Here is a 23,765-nt window from a genome sequence, read left to right as displayed (position 1 = left end):
TTTTTAGAATATGATGTACGCTAGCTTCAATTAAGATTAAGGGTAGATTTCTACCAATCTTTTTCTTGCTTTACTTTTTTGCCTTTCGCTTTTTGAGCATTCATTTTCTTTTGAGTTTTCTTTTCCTCGTTATTTAAGCTTTCTAACAATTGCTTTACTTGTTCTGGAGACATTTTTCCTGGTTGAGGCTTAGGCTTTTCTTGTTCCTTTTTCTCATCTTTTTTAGGGTCTTTATTCTTGTCTTTTTCATCATCTCCCTTGCCGTCCTTATCCTTTTGGTCTTTTTTATCTTTGTCGTCTCCTTCTTTCTTATCGTCTTTGTCTTTCTTGTCCTGATCTTTTTTATCCTTGTTGTCTTTGTTTTTGTCGTCTTTATTATCCTGATTTTCCTTTTCTAGTAAGGATTGAGCAACGGCTAAATTATAACGAGTTTCATCATCATTAGGGTTGTTTCTTAACGAATTTTTGTAGGCATCTACAGCAGGTTGATATTGTTTTTGCTCCATCATTGCATTACCAATGTTATGGTACGCTTCTGCTTTTGTAAATTTATCTTTTGCAGTTTCTGCGGTTAATTCGTATTGTGGTACCGCTTCTTTAAAATTATTATTTTCATATAAAGCATTACCTAAATTGTATGATGCTTTATCGTATTTTGTATTATTTGCTAATGATTTCTGATACGCAACTGAAGCATCTGTAAATTGCTTTTTACTGTATAAATCATTTCCTTGTCTTAACAACTTTCTAGCTTCTCGTTGTAAGGCAATAGAGTCTTTTTGTGCTAAAATTTCTTTCGGTGAAAATAGCATCAAGAAAACGATAAGGATGTACTGTAAGATCTTCATGTTATCTTTAACTTCTTTCATAATTTGTATCTTTTTACATAAAAGTAATGATTACAAAAGTAAGGTATTCAAAAAAAGAATTTTGTTAATAAGTTGTTATTTTTAAGGAGCCTAATATTCATTGTTTTAGGTTGCTTTTAATGAACTTATTGTATGATGAAGTGGTTTGGGATGAAAAGTATTGTGTTTAATTTTCTACAAATAAAAACATCCAGTTTGCTCTATAAAAGAGCCTCCTGGATGTTTTCTTAATAATTCTACAAAATAGGGGGTAGAATTATTTATATGTTGTTTTTATGCTACTTAAGCGGCTATTTCTCTAGTTAACCAACCACTTTTTCCTGCTGTTGCAATGGCATACGGAGTAATCCAGAACAACCCAAAAGTATATAGTATACTATATGAATACGCCCAAAATGCTTCTTTAAAATCATATCTTTTTGCATAAAATAGTACTGGAAAAGTAGATATTATTAAAATACTTAATAACGTAGAGCTTATAAATAATGCTGGATGTGCAATTATAAAATATAACATAAATATTAAGAAAGGATAAGACATAATCATTTTAATTGATTGTGTAAAAAATAATAATCTAGATCCGAACTTGTTTCCTTCTTTAAAGTTTGTAAATACAAATTTAGACATTGCAATGTTTTCTCTAACATTACTTCTTCCCCATCTAATAAACATCTTATATAAACCTTTATAATCTTCTGGTACATTTGTGTAAGCAAAAGCATTTCTTTGAAATAAGACGCTGTAACCTTGCTTTAATATCATGTTAGTTAATGCTCTGTCTTCTCCAATATCAGAAGCTTTACCCATAAATTTTTGATCTATCCACTCTGGCAAACAAGCAAAAACAGCGTTTGATCTATAAGCAGCTAAAGCACCAGGAGTACATAATACTGAGTTTAAACTACTTTCAGCAGAACGTTTAAATTCGAAACTCATTACAAAACTTACATTTAGCATTTTTGGTAATAAAGCTTTTTTATTATTCAATACTTGAATATTACCAGCTACAGCTCCACATTTTTTATCCACAACTAATGGGCTTACTAGGTTACGTAGTGTGTCTTCCTTAACGATTGAATCACTATCTACTGTAACAAAAATTTCTCCTGTTCCCATATTAAAACCACGGTATAAAGCATGACGCTTCCCCATGTTTTTAGGCTGTTGCATAATGGTTACTTGATCTCCTAAAATTCTTTTAGCTTCTTTCATCCACTTCCAAGTATCATCTTTACTACCATCATCAATAGATAATAATTGTAATTTTTCTTTAGGATAATCACTTTTAGCTAAACTTTTTAAGGTAGCCCAAACTTGCTTCCCTTCGTTATACGCTGGTACAATAACGGTAACTGTTGGCAGTTCTTCATCACTTACAGACTCAATAGGTTTGTATTTAAAATATAAGTATACATCGTAAAGAAAGGTTAAGGATGTAAAAACAAATAATACAGCTGCAAGATTAAAAAATACAGCTCCGAAACTATTATTTAATCTTTCAAAATTAAATTTTGAAAAATCATCTTGTAATAAATAAACTGCAAAAGCGGCACCAATCATTATAACAAATGAACTAACAAGAACAATAACCGCTCTAAAGTTAATTGGAGAAGTTTTTCTGTCTTCTATAGAGAATTTATTATTTTGTAATTTTAAATTAAATGCTGTTGATTTCATGATGGTGTTTGTTTAGGACTTTTTGTACCAAGATTAAATCAATATATATACCATTAGTGTATGTGGCTTGTTTATAGTAGGTTATCTTTTTTGAGTATTTTTAAGTGTGTATTATTTACCCATTTTATGGGTAAAAAGTATCCTTATTTAATGAGTGGAAGATTTTATTGTGTAATTGATAAAGTTTTTTCTAACAAATGAAATAAAATAAATGAGCTGATTAAAATTATTAATCAGCTCATCTAAAATGTAACTTTATAAAAAGGTTGTACTTTTTAAGAGATTTCCTCGTGCCTCGGAAGGAATAAAGGCGTTATTTCTTCTGTTTTTCTTCATCAAACAAATCTACTTTTCGCAACCATTTGGTTTTCTTGTCAAATAATAAAATATCTATCAATAAGAATAGTAATCCGATAGCTACAAACCATTGAAATTGGTCTTTATAATCAGAAAATTGCTTTGTTTCGAATTCGCTTTTTTCAGCATTAGCAATAATATCAGCAATCACTGTTACTGGTTTTTCTGTAATGTTACCATCTATGTAACTGCCATTTGCAGCATCTGCAATGCCTTGTAGAACATCTGGCATGCGTTTGGTGAGTACAGTTTCTCCTTTATTGTCTTTTTTGTAGCCAATCATAGTACCGTTTACTCGCATAGGAATTGGACTTCCATTTTCTAAACCTACACCAATTGTGTAAATCTTTACCCCCTCTTCGGTTAATGTTTGGGCTACTTGTTTTGTTTCTTCTTGATGATCTTCACCATCAGAAATAATAATTAAAAAACGGTTTGTTTGTTCGTCATTATTATAATAAGTTTTTGCTAATTCTAGAGCTCCATTGATGTCTGTACCTTGACTAGAAACCATATCTGGATTCGCATTTTGTAAAAACATGTTTGCAGCCGCATGATCTGTGGTTATTGGTAAAAGCGGGTATGCATTTCCTGCATAAATAATAATACCAACTCTATCAGAACCTAATTTATCAATAGTTTTAGAGATAATTTGTTTTGCTTTTTCTAGTCTGTTTGGCGCAATATCTTCTGCCAGCATACTTTTAGAAACATCTAAGGCAAATACAATATCTACACCTTCTCTTTTTACGGTTTGCAATTTGGTTCCCATTTTAGGGTTTACTAACGCAATTACTAAAAAAGTAATTCCTAAAAGTAAAAATACCAGTTTTAAAACAGATTTAAAAGTGGATGAATTTGGAGCTAAATTTTGAAGTAAATTTAAGTCAGCAAATTTTTTCTGTGTTCTTTTTTTCCACCATAAAACCAACAAGAAAACAACAATCATTGCTGGAATGATTATGAGCAGGGAAAAATAAACGGGTTCTTCTATACGATACATTGTTTGGTCTTGTAATTTTTTTATTCACACTGTCACACCGAGTGAATTTGATTTTTTATCAAATTTGTATCGAGATGTTTTTTATATTCTCGCTACAATTATTTAATGCTATGCTTCTCTACTCAATACTTTAAATAAACGATTTAAATAACGTGTTTCTCAACAAAAATTCTAACAACAAGAATCCTAATCCTAAAAAGATAAAAATTCTATATTTTTCTTGATAATTGTAATATTTAAATTCTTCTATCTTCGTTTTTTCAAGCTTGTCAATTTCGTCATAAATTTCTTTTAAAGACTCATTATCTGTAGCTCTAAAATATTTACCTTGGGTTTCTGTAGCTATTTCTTTTAGCAATTCTTCATCAATTTCTACGGGCAACTTTCTAAATTGTAATTTTCCTGTTCTTGGGTCTTTACTGTAAGGAAAATCTGCCATTCCATTAGTTCCTAATCCTATTGTGTAGGTTTTAATTTCTAGTTCTTTTGCAAGTTCTGTAGCTGTTCTTGGGTCTATGTTACCAGTGTTATTTACACCGTCTGTTAATAAGATAATAACCTTACTTTTTGCGGTGCTTTCTTTTAACCTGTTTACAGCAGAACCTAATCCCATTCCAATAGCTGTTCCGCCTTCTAATTGTCCCCATTGAAGTTCGGAAATGGTTCGTTTTACAATCCCTTTGTCGCTTGTAATAGGTGTTTGTGTAAAGCTTTCTCCGGCATACACAACAATTCCTATTCTATCGTTTGGTCTTCTATCTACAAAATCTATGGCTACTTTTTTAAGCGCTTCTAATCTGTTCGGTTTTAGGTCTTTTGCCAACATACTTGCAGAAACATCAATTGCCATTACAATGTCTATCCCCTTATTGCTTTTTGTTTTTTTACTGACAGAAACATTTCTCGGTCTTGCTAAAGCAACAATAATTGCTACTAAAGCTAATATTCTTAAAAGATATAAAAGTGGTTTTAATTTTGATAAAAGCGAGTCTGTTTTAAACCCCTTTATACTTGGCATTGTTAATACTGCAGCATCTTTTTTACGCATAAAAAAATGCCATACTACTACTAATGGTATTACAATTAGCAACCACAAAAACTCCGGATTATGAAACTCAAAATTACTCCAATTCATCATTCTCTTCAATAATTGGTTTAGGTTTTAAATTACTCACAATATCCTGAGCATCTTTTCTATCTTCTTCTATTTCTAAAGCTAAAGGTTTCGATTTTGCAAATTTCACCAAATCTGCTTCTCTTAACAAATCTCTTAACTTTTTAATAGTATCTTCTGATGTTTGTATGGTTTCTGCATCTTTAAAGTCTTTTAGCATATCTAAAACCTCATCAGTTGTTTTTTCTAAAGCAGGTACTTTTAATTCTCGCTCTATATAACCACGTACAATTTCTGTTAATTCAGAATAATATTCTTTTACCTTATTGTTTTGCCACAATAATTTTTCGTCTAATTCATTTAACTTTAAAATAGCTTCGTCATAAGGAGGCATTGCTTTATAAGTATCTTCCTCTATTTCTTCTTTTCTTTTTCTGATAACAAACCAATAAATCCAGAAACCGATAATAGCTAATGCTGCTAAAAGTATATATATGTATACTTTAAAATCATCAAAAGTATATGGTTCACTTTTAATAGATTTAATAGGGTACTTTTTTACTTTAGTTGTGTCAATAGCAATGGTGGCTACATTTATCAATAAAGAGTCTGTTAAAAAAGCTTGATTTTTCACAAATATTTGTTGCTGCGGAATGTAAAATGCACCACTATCAAAACCAGTTAAAATATACTTTCTTATTAAGGAGTTTTTTATAGTGTCTACTTGAGTAGAATCTATAATTTCTAAACCTTTTAATTGTAATTTGGGCATGATCACATTCTGAGTATCATCAACAGTAATTTTTAAATTGAATTGTTCACCAATTCTAATATTAGTGGTGTCAATTTCTGCTTTTACCTTTGATTCTTGTGCAAAACCTATGGTTGAAACGAATAGTAGTATGTAGAATAGTTGTTTTTTCATTTTTAAGGGTAACTGCGTTACTATCTTCCTTTATGTTTAAAATAACCTAATAATTTTTTTACGTAGTTTTCATCAACTCTTGTGTTAACAGTACCTGCGCCACTTCTTTTAAACATGTTTAAATAGTAATCAGACAAACGTAAGGCATTTGCTTTGTAGCTAGTTCTTACAGATTTTGATGCAGTGTTTACTAATTGTACATTGCCAGTTTCTGAATCTAACATAGGTACCATTCCTAAATTAGGAATTTCTTCATCGTGTTTATCAAAAACTCTTATTCCTGTTAAATCGTGTTTTTTAGCCGCAATTTTTAATGTTTTTTCATAATCATCATCCATAAAATCGGATAACATAAAAACAATCGCTCTTTTTTTCATCACACTAGATAAAAACTTTAAAGCAGCAGCAATATTGGTTTTTTTACTTTTTGGCTTAAATTCTATTAGCTCTCTAATGATACGTAAAACGTGGCTTTTTCCTTTTTTAGGAGGAATAAAAAGTTCTACATCATCAGAAAATAAAATTAAACCTACTTTATCATTATTCTGAGTGGCAGAAAAAGCCAATGTTGCAGCAATTTCTGTAACCGTATCTTTTTTAAATTGTGTTGATGTTCCAAATAATTCAGAACCAGAAACATCTACCAAAAGCATCATGGTTAACTCTCGTTCTTCTTCAAAAACCTTAATATAAGGTTCATTGTAACGCGCAGTAACATTCCAGTCAATTGCTCTAACATCATCGCCAAATTGGTATTGTCTTACTTCAGAAAAAGTCATACCACGTCCTTTGAAAGATGAATGGTATTCACCTCCAAAAATATCATTAGACAAACGCTTTGTCTTAATTTCTATTTTACGAACTTTTTTAAGTATCTCCTTAGTTTGCAACGTGTAATTGTTTAATTGTTGAAGCGTGTAATTGAATCGGTTTTTTAAAACATGAGTAAGCAACTGCCAACTGCAACTGTTTTTACTGCCAACTATCTATGGTACTTCAATTTCATTAATAATTGAATTGATAATGTCTACAGACGTTACATTTTCTGCTTCCGCTTCATAAGTAATTCCTATTCTGTGACGTAAAATATCAAAAACAACTGCTCTAACATCTTCTGGTATTACATACCCTCTTCTTTTGATAAAAGCATAACATTTTGCTGCTTTAGCAAGGTTGATACTTCCCCTTGGTGATGCTCCGAAACTAATTAAATCTTTTAATTGTGGTAAATTATATTTTTCTGGGTAACGTGTTGCAAAGATGATATCAAGAATGTATTTCTCAATTTTTTCATCCATATACACTTCATTAGCCACTTCTCTTGCTCTAATAATTTGTTCTACAGAAACTACAGGATTTACTTTAGAAAATCCGCCAGATAAATTCTGACGCATAATAATTTGTTCGTCTTGTAATTTTGGGTAGTCAATAACAACCTTTAGCATAAAACGATCTACTTGTGCTTCTGGTAAAGGATATGTTCCTTCTTGTTCTACAGGGTTTTGAGTTGCCATTACTAAGAAAGGTTCGTCTAACTTAAAAGTAGTGTCTCCAATAGTAATTTGGCGCTCTTGCATTGCTTCTAACAAAGCAGATTGCACTTTTGCAGGTGCTCTGTTAATCTCATCTGCTAACACAAAATTTGCGAAAATTGGACCTTTTTTGATCTCAAAATTGTTTTCTTTCATGTTGTAAATCATGGTTCCAACAACATCTGCAGGTAATAAATCTGGTGTAAACTGTACTCTACTAAAAGAGGCTTGTACCGCTTTAGACAATGTATTAATTGCTAAGGTTTTTGCCAATCCAGGAACCCCTTCTAGCAAAATATGACCGTTTCCAATCAATCCAATTAACAAACTTTCTATCATTTGTTTTTGGCCAACAATTACTTTATTCATTTCTAAAGTAAGAATGTCTATAAAGGCACTTTCTCTTTCTATTTTTTCATTAATAGCTCTTACATCTACATCCATTGTAATATTGTGTTAGGTGTTATTTTTTACAGGAACAAAGCTACAATAATAACAAAATTATTGTTGTTAAAAGAAGGTTAAAGATGTCTATTTTTTTAATTTATAAAAAGAGTTATAGTATAAAGAAATTGTTAAAATATTGGATTTTTAGTTTAAAAAGGCGATATTTAGAGATAATAACTTTAAAAATACTTTAATATGAAAGAAAATTACTTATTAAAAAACGTAGTGATCACTTTGTTATTTATGTTGCCTTTGGCTATGGTAGCACAAACTATAAAGGGTAAAGTTACAGATTCATCTGGTGGTGGTTTGCCATATGTAAATGTTATTGAAAAAGGAACAACCAACGGATCGGTTACAGATATTAATGGAGAGTTTTCTGTTACTGTAGAAAGTTTACCTATTAAATTGGTAGTTTCCTCTATGGGATATGCTTCTAAAGAGGTAAATGTTACAAATACCTCTTATTTAACAATTTTGGTAAATGAAGATAATTCTTTAGAAGAAGTTGTTGTAATAGGTTCTAGAAACCCTAATAGAACTGCTATAGATTCTCCGGTTCCAATAGATATTGTAGATATGAAAGAATTGGCTGCATCTTCTCCACAAGTAAATTTAAATCAGATTTTAAATTTTGTAGCTCCGTCATTTACGTCTAATACACAAACAATTTCTGATGGTACAGATCATATAGATCCAGCATCTTTAAGAGGTTTAGGACCAGATCAGGTTTTGGTATTAATAAATGGTAAAAGAAGGCATACTTCTTCTTTAATAAATATTAATGGAACTTTTGGTAGAGGTTCTGTTGGTACAGATTTAAACGCTATACCTGCAGCATCTATAAAACGAATTGAAGTTTTACGTGATGGAGCAGCGGCACAATATGGTTCTGATGCTATTGCGGGTGTTATTAACATCGTTTTAAATGAAAGCGTAAATGAATTAGCTTTAGTAGTAACTACTGGTGCTAATTTTAGTAAAAATGCCAATGGACAAACGGGAGGTGTAGACGGACAAACTACCAATATTAGTGCAAACTATGGATTGCCAATTGGTGATAAAGGTGGGTTCATTAACTTTACAGGAGATTTTGATGTAAGAGAAGCTTACAACAGAATGAAAGATTGGGAAGGAACAATCTTTAATTTATATAATACCGTTGAAAGATTTGCAAATGATGATGGTTATGATTTAACCAAATTATTAGATAATGATGTTAGTGATGTTATACAATATGCAAATCAGGCTGGTATTAATTTAAATGGAGCTACCACAAAGACACAATTACAAGGTATTTTATCAGGAGATAATACAACTGCAGAATTAGCAGCAAGAGGTTTAGAAAGTAAAGACTTTAACATGAGAGTTGGGCAGTCTAAAGTACGTGGAGGTAGATTTTTTGCCAACTTTAAATTACCTCTAGATGATAATGGTACAGAATTATATTCCTTTGCTGGTTTAGGGTCTAGAGATGGTAATTCTGCTGGTTTTTATAGATTGCCAAACCAAAGTAGAACATACACACCTGCTTACATTAATGGTTTTTTGCCAGAAATTAATTCTACTATTTCAGACAAATCTTTAGCAGTGGGAATAAAAGGTAAGATTGGAGAATGGAATGTAGATTTTTCAAATACATATGGTAGAAATGCTTTCGATTATATGATTGGTAATACATTTAATGCATCTCAAGGAAATGCATCTCCAACAGTTTTTGATGCTGGTGGTTTTGCTTTTGCTCAAAATACCGTAAATTTAGATTTAAATAAGTTTTATAAAAACACTTTTCAAGGTTTAGGTGTCGCTTTTGGTGCAGAATATCGTTTAGAAAATTATGAAATTACTGCCGGAGAAGAAGCTTCTTATACTCAATATACAGCAGTAGGTGAGGCAATTACCTTATCATCTCAAACGCCTTTATTAGACTTTTTTGATGCAGCAAGACCAGGTGGTTCGCAAGTTTTTCCAGGTTTTAGTCCAAGTAATGAGTTGTCTAGAGGTAGAAGTAGTATTGCTGGTTATTTAGATTTAGATGCAGATTTTTCTGATGCTATTTCGTTAAATTTCGCAACACGTTTTGAAGATTATTCGGATTTTGGTTCTACCATAAATTTTAAATTAGCAACTTTAATTAAAGCTTCGGATAATTTTAGAATTAGAGCTTCTTTTAATACTGGTTTTAGAGCACCTTCTTTACATCAATTAAACTTTAATTCTACGTCAACTATTTTTGATCAGAATGGAGATCCACAAGAAGTAGGTACTTTTTCTAATGATAGTAGAGCAGCTCAATTATTAGGTATTCCTCAGTTAAAAGAAGAGACTTCTACCAGTTTTAGTGCAGGTTTTACTGCAAAATTACCAGAAGCTAATATTACTTTAACTTTAGATGGTTATGTTGTTAATATTGATGACAGAGTGGTTTATACAGGTCAGTTTGCAGGTCCTGGTACTGGCACAGAATTAGATAATTTATTGGCACAAGCAAATGCTTCTGCAGCGTCTTTCTTCGCAAATGCAATAGATACACAATCTAAAGGAGTAGATTTTGTAATTACGCATAAAGCAGATATTGGAGCTAATTCTAGATTAAAAACAGATTTATCTGCAACTTTATCTAAAACAGAACAGGTAGGAGATATTAATGCATCTACAGTTTTAGAAAATGCAGGCTTAGTAAGTACTTATTTTCCTGAAGATAGTAGAGTGTATTTAGAAGAAGCAGTGCCAAGAACGAAGTTAAATTTAACAAATAGTTTTACAACAGGTAAATTTAATATCTTTTTACGAAATGTATATTTTGGTGAAGTAACAGAGGCTACAACAGTGGTTGCAAACCAACAGGTATTCAGTTCTAAGGTGGTTACAGATTTATCTTTGGGATATAAAGCTACAGATGCTTTAACGTTAACAATTGGTGCAAATAACTTGTTTGATATTTATCCAGATATGGCAGAAGCTTCTTTTGGTAACAGAAGTGATGGTCGTTTCGATTGGTCTAGAAGAGCACAACAATTTGGTATTGGCGGTAGATTTCTATTTGCAAGAGTAAGTTTTAACTTAAAATAAATGAATTATTTTTATATTTAAAAAGCGGCAACTTGCCGCTTTTTTTATGTCTATTATTTTATAAAAGTATTTAAACTAAATCAGTGAAGGTTTATTTTTATGCTTTTAATAATTTAAAATCTTTATCAAACTCACCATAAGTAAAATACTGAATCCAGTCTCCAAGGTTTACATATTTACTGTTTTCTTGTAGCTCTATTTCTAAAGGAAGGTGTCGGTGTCCAAAAACAAAATAATCGTAATGTTGTTGGGTTAGTTTTTCTTTGCAATACAATACCAACCACTCGTTTTCATCACCTAAATATTTTGCATCATCATCACCAGAAATCAACTTGTTTTTTACAGACATATAATGCCCTAAACGTACACCAATATCTGGATGCAACCATCTAAACATCCATTTGAATAATGGAAATGTAAATACTTTTTTCATGCGTTTGTACCCATGATCTCCAGGACCTAAACCATCTCCATGACCAATTAAAAACTTTTTATTGTTGATTAAAAACTCTTGTGGTTCATTATAAACGGGGATATTCAGTTCCTTTTGGAAATAATCGTTCATCCATAAATCATGATTTCCGATAAAAAAGTATATCGGAATTCCAGAATCTTTTATTTCTGCTAATTTCCCTAGAACTCGTACAAATCCTTTAGGAACTACGGTTTTGTATTCGAACCAAAAGTCAAATAAATCGCCTAATAAAAAAATGGCTTCTGCGTCTTTTTTTACTTCATCTAACCAAGCAACAAACTTTTTTTCACGAGGAAAACTAGCTTCTGGTGTTGGTGCTCCAAAATGTTGATCGGATGCAAAATAGACTTTTTTATTTTCTGAAGTTGTTATAGAAATCAAGGAGTTGTTTATTTATATCGGTAAAAATAGAAAAACTAATTTATAAACGGGTGAAAGGCTTTAAAAAGGTTGGGCACTAATTTTATTTAAAAAAAGAAAAACATCTCGATACAATTTTGTGTATCACTGTTATGGGATTTCTCCTTTCGTCGAAATGACAGCTTATTGTTTTTCTTTCCATTCAGTTTTGTCATTTCGACCTTTTTGTGAGAAATCACATATAGTTTGGTGGTTGTTGTGGTAACACTGTTATGAAATTTTTCCTATTATCGAAATGTTATGTGCAACCAAACCAAACAATGAGCAAGGGAACTAAAATTGGAAAATGTAAACTCTGCCTCGAAACGAAAGAATTGAATTTTGAGCATATTCCACCACGTTCTGCATTTAATAAAGAGACCAAATATTACATTGTTGACCAAACCGAATATTATCAAAAAGCAAAGGAATATACATTTGACAATCTCAAACCTAAATCACGAAAGGAACAAGGAGGAATTGGAAAATTTAGCTTTTGTTTTGATTGTAATGGATTTTTAGGTTCAAACTACGTTCGGACTTATAAAAAGTTTGCGAATATAGCGATGTCGATAATTCAATCGAACGACAAGAACGCTAGAGCTTTTGAATTTGATATTTCTGACATAAACCTACTTAAGTTTCTAAAGCAAATTACTGCGATTTTTATAGCTACAAATAAACATTCATTTACAGAAAGTTATCCCGAACTATTAGAATTTGTAAAAAACGAAAACTTGAGTGAATTGCCGAACAAATACAGATTTTATATGTATTTAAATAACGAAGGAAAAAACAGAAATGGACATATTCATTATACAAATCATTTCGGAACTGTATGCGAATTTACATTTCCACCATTCGGTTTTGTTTTGAGCATTGATAACCCAAATCGATTAATGCAATTATCGGAAATCACTAATTTTAAACATTACGAAAGAATTAAAACGATTGAAAAGCTACCAATTATTCTGAATAAATATCCAACTTACTATCCGTTTCCATTGGACTTTCGAACTGAAAAAGAATTAAATGGCAGCACATAACACCGTGTATAATTCATTGCTAGTTATAGCCTAATTACGAAAGTCCTCGCGGACTTTCTATCTGTGATTTATTTGCTAACTTTAGTGCTTAAACACGCAACGAAATCATACACAAAAACGATAAAACTGTATTTTACCCTTTCTGCTTAACAAATCTTTTAAATAATACAAGCTAACAGTTCGAGTGGAGTTTCTTTTTCAGAAATTTTGTATCGAGAATACTTCAATCAAAAAGTTACTCTTTAATAATCTTTTTATACAAGTTTCCTGTATCCGTAAAAACTTTAATAAAATAAATACCCTCAGTTAATTGACTAAGATTAATCTGCTTATTGCTAGAGTTAAGTACTTCTTTGCCAAGTGTGTTATAGAGTATCACATTTTTGAATGTGATATTTTTTGAGGTTTCAATAGTTAAAATGTCATCTACAGGATTCGGAAATAAAGAAATATTTTCCGATACAAAAAGATTGTTTTCTAGATCTAAAGTAACATTATTGTTTTTAGAAATGAAATGAGAATCTGGATCAAAATCTATTGAATTTACTGTGAAAGTAACGTTTTCTGTAAATGTTTGTCCGTTTGTGTTGTTGTTTAAAATGATATCTAAAACTTCTCCGTTTGTTCCGTTTAAACGCACGGGAACATTGGCTTCAAAAAAAGAAACAGAGCTATCACTTTGAGTTTGATTCAATGTTATATTTATGGTATTTGTTTCTGACTTATGCCAGTTTAGATGGTAAGTTGGATACCCTTGATTGTAAATCCAATCGTTAAAAAACTCTTCTAAATCTAAGCCACTTGCAGTTTCTAAATGTGCTATTAAATCTGGAGTTTTTGCATAATTATATGCCAAATTTGGGTCTGAAATGTAGTTTTTTAAAGCCTCAAAAAAGTGATTGTCTCCCAATTTTTTACGCAACATGTGTAAAACCATTGCGCCTTTATTATAAGATAATCTACTATTAAATATTCTGCCAACGCTTGTGGTATCTGCATCCGTAAGGTACACAGCACCATTTGTAGATGAGGTTACAGAGCTAATTGTAGAATTTCTCCAACTTTTAAAAGAAGCATCTCCATCTAAGTGTTCTATGGTTAAACCAGATAAATAAGTAGCAAAACCTTCATTTAGCCAAATATCTTTCCAGCTTCCGCAGGTAACTTTATTTCCAAACCATTGGTGCGCTAATTCATGCGCAATTAATCCACGGTTAAAATTTCCCATAAAAGAAACGGTTGTGTGCTCCATTCCGCCGCCCCAACCAAACTGGGCGTGACCGTATTTTTCATTTTTATAAGGATAATCGCCAAACAAATCAATAAAATGTTCCATAATATCAACCGTGACTAAAGTGCTGTTTTGAGCTGAGGTTAAACTTTCTGGATACACATAATTTACAATCGGAAAATTATTATCATTGTGAGAAACATCATGCGAATAGGTTTCATAATCGGTCACTGCAATGGCAATTAAATAAGCGGGAATAGGATATTCGTGTTTAAAATGTGTGGTTTTAAAGCCTAAATTAGTCGTTGTGCTCTGCTCTAATCCGTTGGAAACGGAAACATATTGTTCAGGAGCAGTGATATATACATCAATCGTATCAATTTTATCATTCAAATCTTGCTTACAAGGCCACCAACCTAAAGCGCCATAAGGTTCAGAAAGTGTCCAAAGTACCGGAGTATTTGCTGTTCCGTGTGTGTTTACTTCAAAAGAGCCAAAACCGTTACTTGTTGGGTTTCCATTGTAATCTATTACAACTGATGTTGAGTTTCCTTGGTTTAAAGTCGCTTGAAGCGTAATTACCAATTCGTCATTTGAGTTTTGAAAAAAAGATAGAGCGTTTCCGTTTTGAGTTACTGAAGTCACCGTCATAGTATCATCTAAATCAAAAGTAACGGTAGATAAATTGTTTAAAGCGGTAAAAGTAGTGGTTACTTTACCAGAAATAGCTGCCACAGCAGGATCTACAGAAAACTCTAGTTTATGGTAGGTAATATCGTAATTTGAAGTATTAGGATTTGCCTTAAAATGAATTTTTGTAGCAGCCGATTTTGCTTCAGATTCTGCAATTTCTATGATTTCTTGAGCAGTTACATTTGAAATATGGAGTAGAATAAAAAAGCAAACAATACTAAAACGAATCATAATTCTTAGGCTTAGAATTTAAAAGTACTGTTTAAAATCTAAAATAAAAAATATAGGTGTTAAAGTAATTCTGTCATTTTTTAGAATGTACCTATCTTTGCAACATGTTAGAAGATAAAAATACACAAAAGACGTCGTTGGCCGAACTAGGTGAGTTTGGTTTGATCAATCATATTACACAATATTTTAAAGTGCAAAATTCATCTACGATAAAAGCTATTGGAGATGATGCTGCGGTTTTAGATGCTTTGGATAAACAAACTTTAGTTACTACTGATTTGTTGATAGAAGGGGTGCATTTCGATTTAAGTTATATGCCATTAAAGCATTTAGGATATAAGGCTGTAATGGTAAATTTATCTGATGTGTATGCGATGAATGGAGTTGCAGAACAGATTACGGTTTCTATTGCGGTTTCGAATAGGTTTCCGCTAGAAGCAATTGAAGAATTGTATGCCGGAATTCAGTTGGCTTGTGAAAGCTATAATGTAGATTTAGTTGGTGGAGACACTACTTCATCTACCAAAGGAATCTTAATTTCTGTTACCGCAATTGGTAAAGCAGAAAAAGAAGACGTTGTCTATAGAGATGGCGCTAAAGAAACCGATTTAATTGTGGTTTCTGGAGATTTAGGTGCTGCTTATTTAGGATTACAAGTTTTAGAAAGAGAAAAACAGGTTTTTAAAGTTGATCCAAATAATCAGCCAGATTTAGATAATTACACATACTTAATTCAGCGTCAGTTAAAGCCAGAAGCTCGTAAAGATATTCCTGGTTTATTAAAAGAAATGGAAATTAAACCAACTTCTATGATTGATATTTCTGATGGACTTTCATCGGAACTTTTTCATATTTGTACGCAGAGTAAAGTAGGTTGTAAAATATACGAAGATAAATTGCCATTAGACCCGCAAGTAATTTCTGCTTGTGAAGAGTTTGAGTTAGACTCTACCATGGTTGCTTTAAGTGGTGGTGAAGATTACGAATTGTTATTTACTGTGCCAATTGCAGATTTTGATAAAATAAAAGGAAATCCTCATTTTTCTATTATTGGTCATATTACTGCAGAAAACCAAGGATTGAACTTGGTTACAAGAGCTAGCCAAGAAATTGAGTTGAAAGCTCAAGGTTGGAATGCTTTGAAGAATGAATAAATACAGTGATGATATTTTATAATAAAAAAGGCGAAAAATTTAAAATTTTTCGCCTTTTTTTATGAGATTCGTTTAACGTGTTTGTGCGTGGTTAAGCAACTAAGTTAGCAAACTTTTACGAACCCGTGAATATTCCGCAGGAATATTCGCAAGTAGTGAAGAACAAAGCAATTAATTATACACTGTGTTATATGCTGTTTAATCAGTAGTTTATTCAATTTCACAGATATCATAACATAATTTTTTTCCACAAGTACAACTTTCAATCTAATTTGGCTCTTAAAAATTAATAGAATCTTTTACTATAATTAGCACAAATTCTATTTTATTACAATTTACCTTGTCTTTCTTTTAAAAGAAAAAATCAGAAAACCTAACAACAGTATTGCGCCAACAATTAAATAATATTTTAAATAACTACTAGTTTCTGTGGTGATATTAAAAGATGAAGTAGTCTTGTCTGTAATTGCTTCTTCCTTTTTTCCGTCTTTGTTTAAGTACCAATGATAATTTTTTTGAGAGTTACTCTGTTCAAACATCATGATATTTGAAACTTTACTAATATCTGAACCCTCGAATATTAATGTGTAACGTGTGGCATGGTTATGTTCTTCATTATTCTTTTCAAGAACAACTTTTAATAAATGCAATTGTTTGCCTTTTGAGTCGAAAATTTTTAATTTCTCTTTGGTGTAACGTAAAAATATGTCATTAATATCTTCTATTGTTTTAGCATTATTATAATTAGAATCGAATGCAATTAAGGCATTTCGAATACTCCATGAAAATTCAGCATGAATTATAGTTTGAGTACCTTCTGTTGTAATATCAAAATAAGCTATATCAGAATCATGTGCATACGTAAAAGGTATACACATGATAAAGAATAAACATGATAAATATAATTTATACATATTTGATTCGTTTTTTAAGTTTTTTTTAGTTCCCTGGTCCTTGTTTGAAGTCATCAGAAGGTGTTCCTCTAAAGTATCTTGGGATACTTGGAAAAGAATCACCATCAGTCAATATATAATAAAATGTGCCATCAGGAAATTCAGGGGTTACACCTGTTCTTCCATTTGCCTCATCAAGAGTTCCTAGTCCATCAACATACTCGTAATCTGCAGAATATGCACCATTGTACTCAGAGCAAGGTGCCGATTCACCATCTCCAGGTCTATCTCCTGTTAACAATTCATAACTTGAGGTCATTTCTATAACAGCAGAGCTACTATCATCAGCATCAGTATATGCGTATTTATAATAAATAGGGTATCCATCAGCTGCCCATCCAACTTGTACCATTTCAGTTCCGTCTGCATCTGCAATTAAGTCATATAATGTTGGAGCACCATGATGATGATATTTACCTGTAGGTTGAACATGTGAGTAGTTACAGTCTAAACCTATAGGAACATTTAATGCTTCTAAATTCCAATCCCAATTTACATCAGGATCCATAACTCCAAGATTACTATGTGGCCAAGGCTCAGCTGCAATAGGGTCTAATTCTACACCATCTAACAAGACACCAAAAATATATTCAGGACCATTATCCCCCTGTAGAGAAGTTAAATTCCCCGTAAGTTCAGGACTTGCAGTTATTGTATAAGTTTCATTTTGTTCAGTAATATCTCCATTAATGAAGGTTCCTACTAAATGATCAGGGATACTATTAGTAGATATAACCCTATCAGATCCATCAACACTAATTGTTACAGAGGGTGTAAGATCTAATTCAGTATCACAAACTCCACTTCCTTCTGCCAATTCTTGTTGAACACATTCTGAAGTGTCAGTTTCCTCATCTGCATCCGAATTATCATCAGAACTACATGATTCTAAACCTAAAGCCATTATAAAAAGTGATAAGGATAAGGCAATAAAGCGCATTGATGTTAGTTTACTTTTCATAAGTTTATTTTTTAATTATACATATTATTTTTTTAGATGTCCTTTCTTTAAAAGAACTTGAGCAAGTTACTTGTTTTTTTACATTTTATGTGTTTTTCGTTTTAAAATAGCATATAACTATATTGATATCGAACATTTTAATGTTTTAAATCAGAAGTTAAACGAAGTTAGTTTATTTTTTTTAGAAAGTCAAGAGTGTTTTTTTGAAAAAGGTTTGTTTAACTTTAATGTATATGGTAAGTTGTGTTTATGTAAGAAGATTTTCTGAAGGGAAATTAGAAGTTAGCAAACGAGCAACAAACATAGATTTAGTTAAGCAAGTAATTTTTTATAAACTGTGTTGAAAAATATTTCATCAGATTATTATGTTTAATACTTTATCCTTTAAAAACAGATTCCCCTCTTTTATTAACTGAATTTCTCTTATACATTCATTAATAATAGCATACTTTTTATTTAATAAGTATCCATTTACAAAAATGTCGTTTGATTCTTTTAATCCAAAAAAAGTATTTAAATCTTTCTGAGTTTTAATATTAAATTTTAATGCTGTTTCTAGTTTTATGATTCCCCCATTTTTTAATTCAGGGTTCAGTAGTTATTGTCTCATCAATTCAGCCGAAAATATTTTTTTTGAACCTAATTTAGCATCTTCTGAAAAATCAGCAGTTGCTAAATTTTCTTGAGGGATGTTTTTTAAAATAGATGGATTTCCAATTATTTCATTATTTATTAAGACAATTACTGTTCTCTCCGACGCAATTACGTTCTTTTTATTATGCTCTGATTGTTTGTTTTCTTCGCCTTGTGCATTCATTGAAAGTCCAAGCGAAATGAATAAAATAGAGATAAAAAGAGTTTTCATAATTTTCGTTTTTTAAAACTAAAATGATAAGGTGAGTTTTAATACGGAATCAAGTTCAGTTCAATTTCATTTTATCATGAAGTTAAACGAAGTCAACTGTTTTTTATTAGAAATGCGTAACTATCTAGCAAAGAAATAATAGTAGAAATTTTAAAAAAAATCTATTCGTATTTTAATTTAAGTGCTTTTCTTTTATCTTGATCTGATAATTTTTTTTGTTCCCAATAAGGCTCATTACTAGTTGCCTTTAGTTTCGCTGTTGTGGTTAAACCAGTTCCATCAAATTCTGTAAAACCTAAAATTTTGTAAGGAAACTCTTTTTCTACATCAATGGTAAGAGTTCTATTAATATTTAGATACTTTATCTTATAAGTAAGTGTTTTTTCTGATGTTGTTTTACTAATTTCAGCTTTCTCTACGTCCATTTTTTTGTAGTTAAAACGACTGTAAATAGTAGAAGGAATCAAATTGATTTCTCCTTCTGGTAATTGACCTTTTGCAATACGAATTTTAGTAAACAATGCTTCTTCTAAAAAGGTAGCATTAATTGTTTTCTCTTCGTCTCCGTCAGCTTCAAAATAAGAGAATTGTTTAAAATTGTATTTGTCATCAGCAAGGTTTAATTGCGTAAAAGTATGTCCGCACCATTCTTGTATACTTGTGGAAGCTTTTAAAGTAAAAGGATAGTTTTGAGTATCAATAGGTGTAAAAGTAGAGGTGACAATAGAATAATCGTAAATACCGGTATTAAATTTACGAACATGATTCAATTTCATAACAGAAACGTTGTCAGTTCCTGCTTTTTGCGGATTGTCTAATTTTACTTGTTTACTAACAGAAAAAGGTTCTGTAACAAAAACCAAAACAACTTCTCCGTCTCGTATTTCGCCATATCTAGCCTGTTTTAAGGTGTAGCTGCTTAATTCTGCTTTTCCAGAATACCAATACTGATTAAATTGTTCACTTTTTGGAATAGGAGTGTTTTCTTTTTTTGTAGTTGCTTGAGGTGCTGTTTTGGTTTGACCGGATTGGCATCCTATAAAAGAAAAAAGGACTAGGTATAAAAGGGCTGTTTTAGTATTCATTACGTTTTGTGTTTAATTAGCTGATAACAAATCAGTCGTAATTTAAAAACAAAATTTACAAAACGTATGTATCGTTATTTTTTTTCTGCTAAAAGTTTCTGTAAGTATTCATTTTGTTTTTCTAAAAGCTCGTTGGTTTTGTGCATTAACTCAATATTTTTAGGAGTCACCACTGCTTTGTTTTTTGGGTCGTCTGCTTTCTTTTTCATTGCATTCATTGCTTTTACAATGATAAAAACGGTAAAAGCAATGATTAGAAAATCGATACTAGCTTCAAATAATTTACCATAACCAATGGCAATTTCATCAACTGTAATTTTTTCTTTAACAAGTACCGCTTCTCTTAGAATAATTTTCTTGTTTTCCCATTTTGAACCTTGGGTCATAAAAGACAAAGGAGGCATAAAAACCTCTTTTACCAATACGCTTATAACTTTATTAAAGGCAGCGCCAATAATAACCCCAATAGCAATATCTATCATGTTACCTTTTACAGCAAACTCTTTAAAATCTTCAATTAATTTAAACTTCATCTTTAATTTCTTTATAAGACCATTAAATTACAACCTCTAATGTCTGAGTTATCAAAACGACCAATGATTTCGAAAGTACCGTTTTGGTGTACTTTGCCCAAATCTTGCGTAGCAATAAAAGCACAAGAATTATAATTGGCTAAATCAATTACATTAATGCCGCCTGTTTTTTCTACTTGTTGTATGGTTAAAGCATCTTCTGTATCTCTTGTTAAAATTTTCATCCAGGGTGGTGTGTCAAAAACACCGTTTCCGTTAGAATATCCTTGACTTAATAATTCTGTCATTCCGTATTCTGAGTGAATTTCAGAAACTCCAAATCCGCTTTGTAAAAGCTGATGCAATTCAGCTCTAATCAATTCTTTTCTTCGTCCTTTCATACCACCAGTTTCCATGATAATGGTATTTTTTAGGTTGAATTTTTGCATTTCTATCAAATCTAACAAAGCAAAAGAAACTCCGATTAAGAGTGTTTTTTGTCCTTTTTTGTCTAATTCTACTAGTTTTTTTGCTAATTCTTCAATGTTATCTAAATAAAATCCACTTTCAGTATTGTTAGATTTCTGAATTAAATCATCAACCATATACACCAAAGAAGAACCATTTCTTTCTAAATAATTTGGCAATAAAGCCAACACAACATAGTCTTCTATGTTGCCATAAAAATGTGCAAATCCTTTTAGGTAACTTTCTTTGTAGAGGTTAATATCTGTTACAAAATGCTTGCTAGTAAGGCTTCCTGTGGTACCAGAACTTGTAAAAGTTTCTTCAATTTCTTCTAAAGAAGAAAGTACTTTTCTGCTTTTAAAAAACTGAATAGGTAAAAACGGAATTTCTTCAACCTTAGTAACGTCTGAAGGATGAATGTATAATAAATCGCAAAAAGAACGATATACTTTATTGTTTTTAAATTGATGTTTAAAAACAGCTAAAGCAGCTTGCTTAAATTCTTCTTGATTTCGGATGTTAAAAATTGTGTTTTGCATATACTTTTGCAAAAATAACAATATTAGACGCAACCTTTTTAAAATTTCTGCATCTTGTAATAAAACACCTAAATAATGAAGTTAAAAAGTATTTTTCTAATTACCCTTTTAGCATTTTTAGGATGTTCAGAAACAGCAGAAACTACTTTAGAACTCTGTAATGAATGTGTAATTATAGATAATAATTTATATAATGAAACAGCAACCACTGGTTACAATATTAATAATGCAATTTTAGATGGGGATTTATTAACTCTGAACATTATGGCTAGTGGTTGTGATGGTACTAGTTGGAGAGCAACGCTTGTAGATGCAGATTTAATCTTAGAATCGAATCCGACTCAAAGAAATATTAAAATCAATTTAGAAAATACGGAAGCTTGTTTGGCTTTTATTTCTAAAGATTTTACGTTTAATATTAAAGATTTAAAAGACAGTGACACTACAATTCTTTTAAATTTAGAAGGGTGGGATTCTCAAATACAATACTAAAAATGATGAAAAAAATAATTGCTTTCCTTTTTCTAGTTTCATTGTTTTCTTGCGAAGACAATGAGGTAATAATAGATGCTAATAATTTATTAATAGGTACTTGGTTAGATCCGGTTTACGAAGGAGAAACTACAACATTTAAAAGAGGGAACTCTTTGCCAAATGATGCTTACGGAATTTCATTTCATAAAAACGGTGGTTTTATAGAACGTACTTCTGGTTGGTGCGGTACACCACCTTTAACTTTTTTTAATATTGAAGGAGTTTTTGATTTAGAAAATACGCTAGTTAGCATTTCTACAGAAAGCTATCCTGCAAATTATGCTTGGAGAATTATTACACTTACAGAACAGGAATTGGTTGTAAAAAGAGAACTGACAGAACAAGAAGTAGAATATAGAAGTTTAATGGATTTATTCAATGAAATTCAAGAGTTGTCTAGCAGTGTTTCTTGCTCAGACGCTACAAATTGGTTGTTTACCGCTTACGGTTCAAAAGCTTGTGGAGGTTCGCAAGGATATATCGCTTATTCTACTGAAATAGATACAAATGATTTTTTAAATAAAATAGAAATATACACACAAGCAGAAAAAACATTTAACGTTAGATGGGGCATAATTTCAGATTGTTCAATAGCAAGTGTTCCTGTTTCTGTTGAATGCGAAAATGGAATTCCAACCCTTAAATATTAATTTAATACACAAAAACCATGAAAAAAATTAGTTTACTTTTATTAGGATTATTTGTCTTTGCTTCTTGTTTAAACAACGATGATGTACCCAATTACAAATTTGAGTTTATGCCAATAGATGAAGCGATTACTCCAGAAAGTTTTACATATGGAGAATCAGATACTATTACTATAAAATATTCTTTTCCAAACGATTGTTATTCTTTTGAACAAATTTATTATGAGACTAAAGATTCTACGAGAACTGTTGCAGTAACGGCAATGGTTTTATTAGATGAAGAATGTACAGAAGAAATTGTACAAGAAGAAAAGAAGTTTGTTGTTACAGCGTCTCAAACAGAAGACTATATTTTTAAGTTCTTTAAAGGAACTGATAGTGAGGGCGAAAATATTTTTGAGGAAGTAATAGTTCCTGTAAATTAGTACCATCAAACTAGAAGAACTCATACAAGAATGCTGTAAGCAGAAAATTACAGCACAATCAACAGTTTATCAGCTTTATGCTGATAAGCTGTTTGCAGTTTGTTTAAAATATTCGAGTAATTATCAAGATGCAGAAGATAATCTACAAGATAGTTTTATGACTATTTTCGAAAAAATAAAACAATATAACCATAAAGGTTCTTTTGAAGGTTGGTTAAAACGTGTAACTGTAAATACTGTTTTGCAAAAATATAGAGTAAAGTCTCCTTTGAAAAATGTAAGTGATTTTTCTGATGAATTAGAAACAGAAGAAGAGTTTAATATAGAAGATACTGCTTTTAATGTGGATGTGTTGTTGGGTTTTATTCAGCAATTACCAGATCAATACAGACTGGTTTTTAATTTATATGTTTTAGACGATTATGCTCATAAAGATATTGCAGAAATGTTAGGGATTTCTGTTGGAACATCAAAATCGAACCTGTCTAGAGCAAGAAAAATTTTGAAAGATCAATTAGAAATGCATCAAAAAACAACAGTAAATGATTAAC

Annotated in this window: 22 protein-coding genes; 7 read left to right on the top strand and 15 right to left on the bottom strand. The window is 31.1% G+C overall.

Annotated features, from left to right (window positions below):
- Positions 1-50 precede the first annotated feature (50 nt).
- From H0I29_RS06200 to H0I29_RS06170, 7 genes are all read right to left on the bottom strand, one after another.
- Positions 51-869, bottom strand: coding sequence for a tetratricopeptide repeat protein (locus H0I29_RS06200; RefSeq protein WP_254712709.1), 819 nt, complete (start codon positions 867-869; stop codon positions 51-53).
- A 282-nt stretch (positions 870-1,151) separates the two neighbouring features.
- Entirely contained in the window at positions 1,152-2,546 is a 1,395-nt protein-coding gene (locus tag H0I29_RS06195) for a glycosyltransferase family 2 protein (RefSeq protein ID WP_218754786.1), read from the bottom strand.
- Positions 2,547-2,859: 313 nt separating this feature from the next.
- Positions 2,860-3,906 (bottom strand): VWA domain-containing protein, encoded by a 1,047-nt coding sequence (locus H0I29_RS06190; protein ID WP_218754785.1) that lies wholly within the window; start codon positions 3,904-3,906, stop codon positions 2,860-2,862.
- A gap of 130 nt (positions 3,907-4,036) precedes the next feature.
- A complete protein-coding gene (locus H0I29_RS06185) occupies positions 4,037-5,041 on the bottom strand; it encodes a VWA domain-containing protein (RefSeq protein ID WP_218755199.1) in 1,005 nt (334 codons plus the stop codon).
- A complete protein-coding gene (locus H0I29_RS06180; RefSeq protein WP_218754784.1) occupies positions 5,028-5,945 on the bottom strand; it encodes a BatD family protein in 918 nt (305 codons plus the stop codon). The genes H0I29_RS06185 and H0I29_RS06180 overlap by 14 nt, the downstream gene beginning before the upstream one ends.
- Before the next feature lie 20 nt (positions 5,946-5,965).
- On the bottom strand, positions 5,966-6,835 hold the full coding sequence (locus H0I29_RS06175; RefSeq protein WP_218754783.1) for a DUF58 domain-containing protein: 870 nt from the start codon (positions 6,833-6,835) through the stop codon (positions 5,966-5,968).
- A 96-nt stretch (positions 6,836-6,931) separates the two neighbouring features.
- Positions 6,932-7,921: a MoxR family ATPase gene (locus H0I29_RS06170; protein WP_218731966.1), complete on the bottom strand. Its 990-nt coding sequence runs from the start codon at positions 7,919-7,921 to the stop codon at positions 6,932-6,934.
- A 198-nt stretch (positions 7,922-8,119) separates the two neighbouring features.
- Between H0I29_RS06170 and H0I29_RS06165 the strand changes: the two genes are divergently transcribed.
- The gene (locus H0I29_RS06165; protein WP_218731965.1) at positions 8,120-10,996 is read left to right on the top strand and encodes a TonB-dependent receptor; all 2,877 of its coding nucleotides are present in this window, start codon (positions 8,120-8,122) and stop codon (positions 10,994-10,996) included.
- Between the two features lie 97 nt (positions 10,997-11,093).
- On the opposite strand, the gene H0I29_RS06160 is transcribed toward H0I29_RS06165, so the two are convergent.
- Positions 11,094-11,852, bottom strand: coding sequence for a UDP-2,3-diacylglucosamine diphosphatase (locus tag H0I29_RS06160; protein ID WP_218731964.1), 759 nt, complete (start codon positions 11,850-11,852; stop codon positions 11,094-11,096).
- 299 nt (positions 11,853-12,151) lie between these two features.
- On the opposite strand from H0I29_RS06160, the gene H0I29_RS06155 reads away from it, so the two are divergent.
- On the top strand, positions 12,152-12,916 hold the full coding sequence (locus H0I29_RS06155; RefSeq protein WP_218754782.1) for a hypothetical protein: 765 nt from the start codon (positions 12,152-12,154) through the stop codon (positions 12,914-12,916).
- A 235-nt stretch (positions 12,917-13,151) separates the two neighbouring features.
- Here H0I29_RS06155 and H0I29_RS06150 read toward each other — a convergent pair whose 3' ends face one another.
- Positions 13,152-15,071 carry a M1 family aminopeptidase gene (locus H0I29_RS06150; protein ID WP_218754781.1) on the bottom strand — a complete coding sequence of 640 codons (1,920 nt, stop codon included), beginning with the start codon at positions 15,069-15,071 and terminating at the stop codon, positions 13,152-13,154.
- A gap of 104 nt (positions 15,072-15,175) precedes the next feature.
- Here H0I29_RS06150 and thiL point away from each other — a divergent pair, with 104 nt between their 5' ends.
- Complete coding sequence (thiL, locus tag H0I29_RS06145; protein ID WP_218754780.1) at positions 15,176-16,225, top strand: thiamine-phosphate kinase; 1,050 nt, start codon at positions 15,176-15,178, stop codon at positions 16,223-16,225.
- 335 nt (positions 16,226-16,560) lie between these two features.
- On the opposite strand, the gene H0I29_RS06140 is transcribed toward thiL, so the two are convergent.
- The 6 genes from H0I29_RS06140 to H0I29_RS06115 all read right to left on the bottom strand — a co-directional run bounded on the left by H0I29_RS06140 (position 16,561) and on the right by H0I29_RS06115 (position 21,608).
- Positions 16,561-17,139, bottom strand: a complete 579-nt coding sequence (locus H0I29_RS06140) for a hypothetical protein (RefSeq protein ID WP_218754779.1) — start codon at positions 17,137-17,139, stop codon at positions 16,561-16,563.
- 25 nt (positions 17,140-17,164) lie between these two features.
- The gene (locus H0I29_RS06135) at positions 17,165-18,139 is read right to left on the bottom strand and encodes a YHYH protein (protein WP_218754778.1); all 975 of its coding nucleotides are present in this window, start codon (positions 18,137-18,139) and stop codon (positions 17,165-17,167) included.
- Positions 18,140-18,737: 598 nt separating this feature from the next.
- Entirely contained in the window at positions 18,738-19,004 is a 267-nt protein-coding gene (locus tag H0I29_RS06130) for a hypothetical protein (protein WP_218754777.1), read from the bottom strand.
- A 161-nt stretch (positions 19,005-19,165) separates the two neighbouring features.
- On the bottom strand, positions 19,166-20,089 hold the full coding sequence (locus H0I29_RS06125; protein WP_218754776.1) for a septum formation inhibitor Maf: 924 nt from the start codon (positions 20,087-20,089) through the stop codon (positions 19,166-19,168).
- Positions 20,090-20,163: 74 nt separating this feature from the next.
- Positions 20,164-20,622: a large conductance mechanosensitive channel protein MscL gene (gene mscL, locus H0I29_RS06120; protein WP_218754775.1), complete on the bottom strand. Its 459-nt coding sequence runs from the start codon at positions 20,620-20,622 to the stop codon at positions 20,164-20,166.
- Between the two features lie 11 nt (positions 20,623-20,633).
- Positions 20,634-21,608: an acyl transferase gene (locus H0I29_RS06115; protein ID WP_218754774.1), complete on the bottom strand. Its 975-nt coding sequence runs from the start codon at positions 21,606-21,608 to the stop codon at positions 20,634-20,636.
- Between the two features lie 75 nt (positions 21,609-21,683).
- Between H0I29_RS06115 and H0I29_RS06110 the strand changes: the two genes are divergently transcribed.
- From H0I29_RS06110 to H0I29_RS06095, 4 genes are read left to right on the top strand one after another with little or no spacing between them, the layout of a single operon-like run.
- The gene (locus tag H0I29_RS06110; protein WP_218754773.1) at positions 21,684-22,100 is read left to right on the top strand and encodes a hypothetical protein; all 417 of its coding nucleotides are present in this window, start codon (positions 21,684-21,686) and stop codon (positions 22,098-22,100) included.
- A 2-nt stretch (positions 22,101-22,102) separates the two neighbouring features.
- Positions 22,103-22,792: a hypothetical protein gene (locus tag H0I29_RS06105; RefSeq protein ID WP_218754772.1), complete on the top strand. Its 690-nt coding sequence runs from the start codon at positions 22,103-22,105 to the stop codon at positions 22,790-22,792.
- Positions 22,793-22,809: 17 nt separating this feature from the next.
- Complete coding sequence (locus H0I29_RS06100; protein WP_218754771.1) at positions 22,810-23,214, top strand: hypothetical protein; 405 nt, start codon at positions 22,810-22,812, stop codon at positions 23,212-23,214.
- Positions 23,210-23,764 (top strand): RNA polymerase sigma factor, encoded by a 555-nt coding sequence (locus H0I29_RS06095; protein ID WP_368384632.1) that lies wholly within the window; start codon positions 23,210-23,212, stop codon positions 23,762-23,764. Before H0I29_RS06100 ends, H0I29_RS06095 begins: the two co-directional genes overlap by 5 nt.
- Position 23,765 lies beyond the last annotated feature (1 nt).

The sequence above is a fragment of the Polaribacter sp. R2A056_3_33 genome (genome assembly GCF_019278485.1).
Taxonomy (GTDB): Bacteria; Bacteroidota; Bacteroidia; order Flavobacteriales; family Flavobacteriaceae; genus Polaribacter.
The sequence above is the reverse complement of the archived record's forward strand: the minus strand, read 5'-3'. Positions and strand labels throughout refer to the sequence as shown.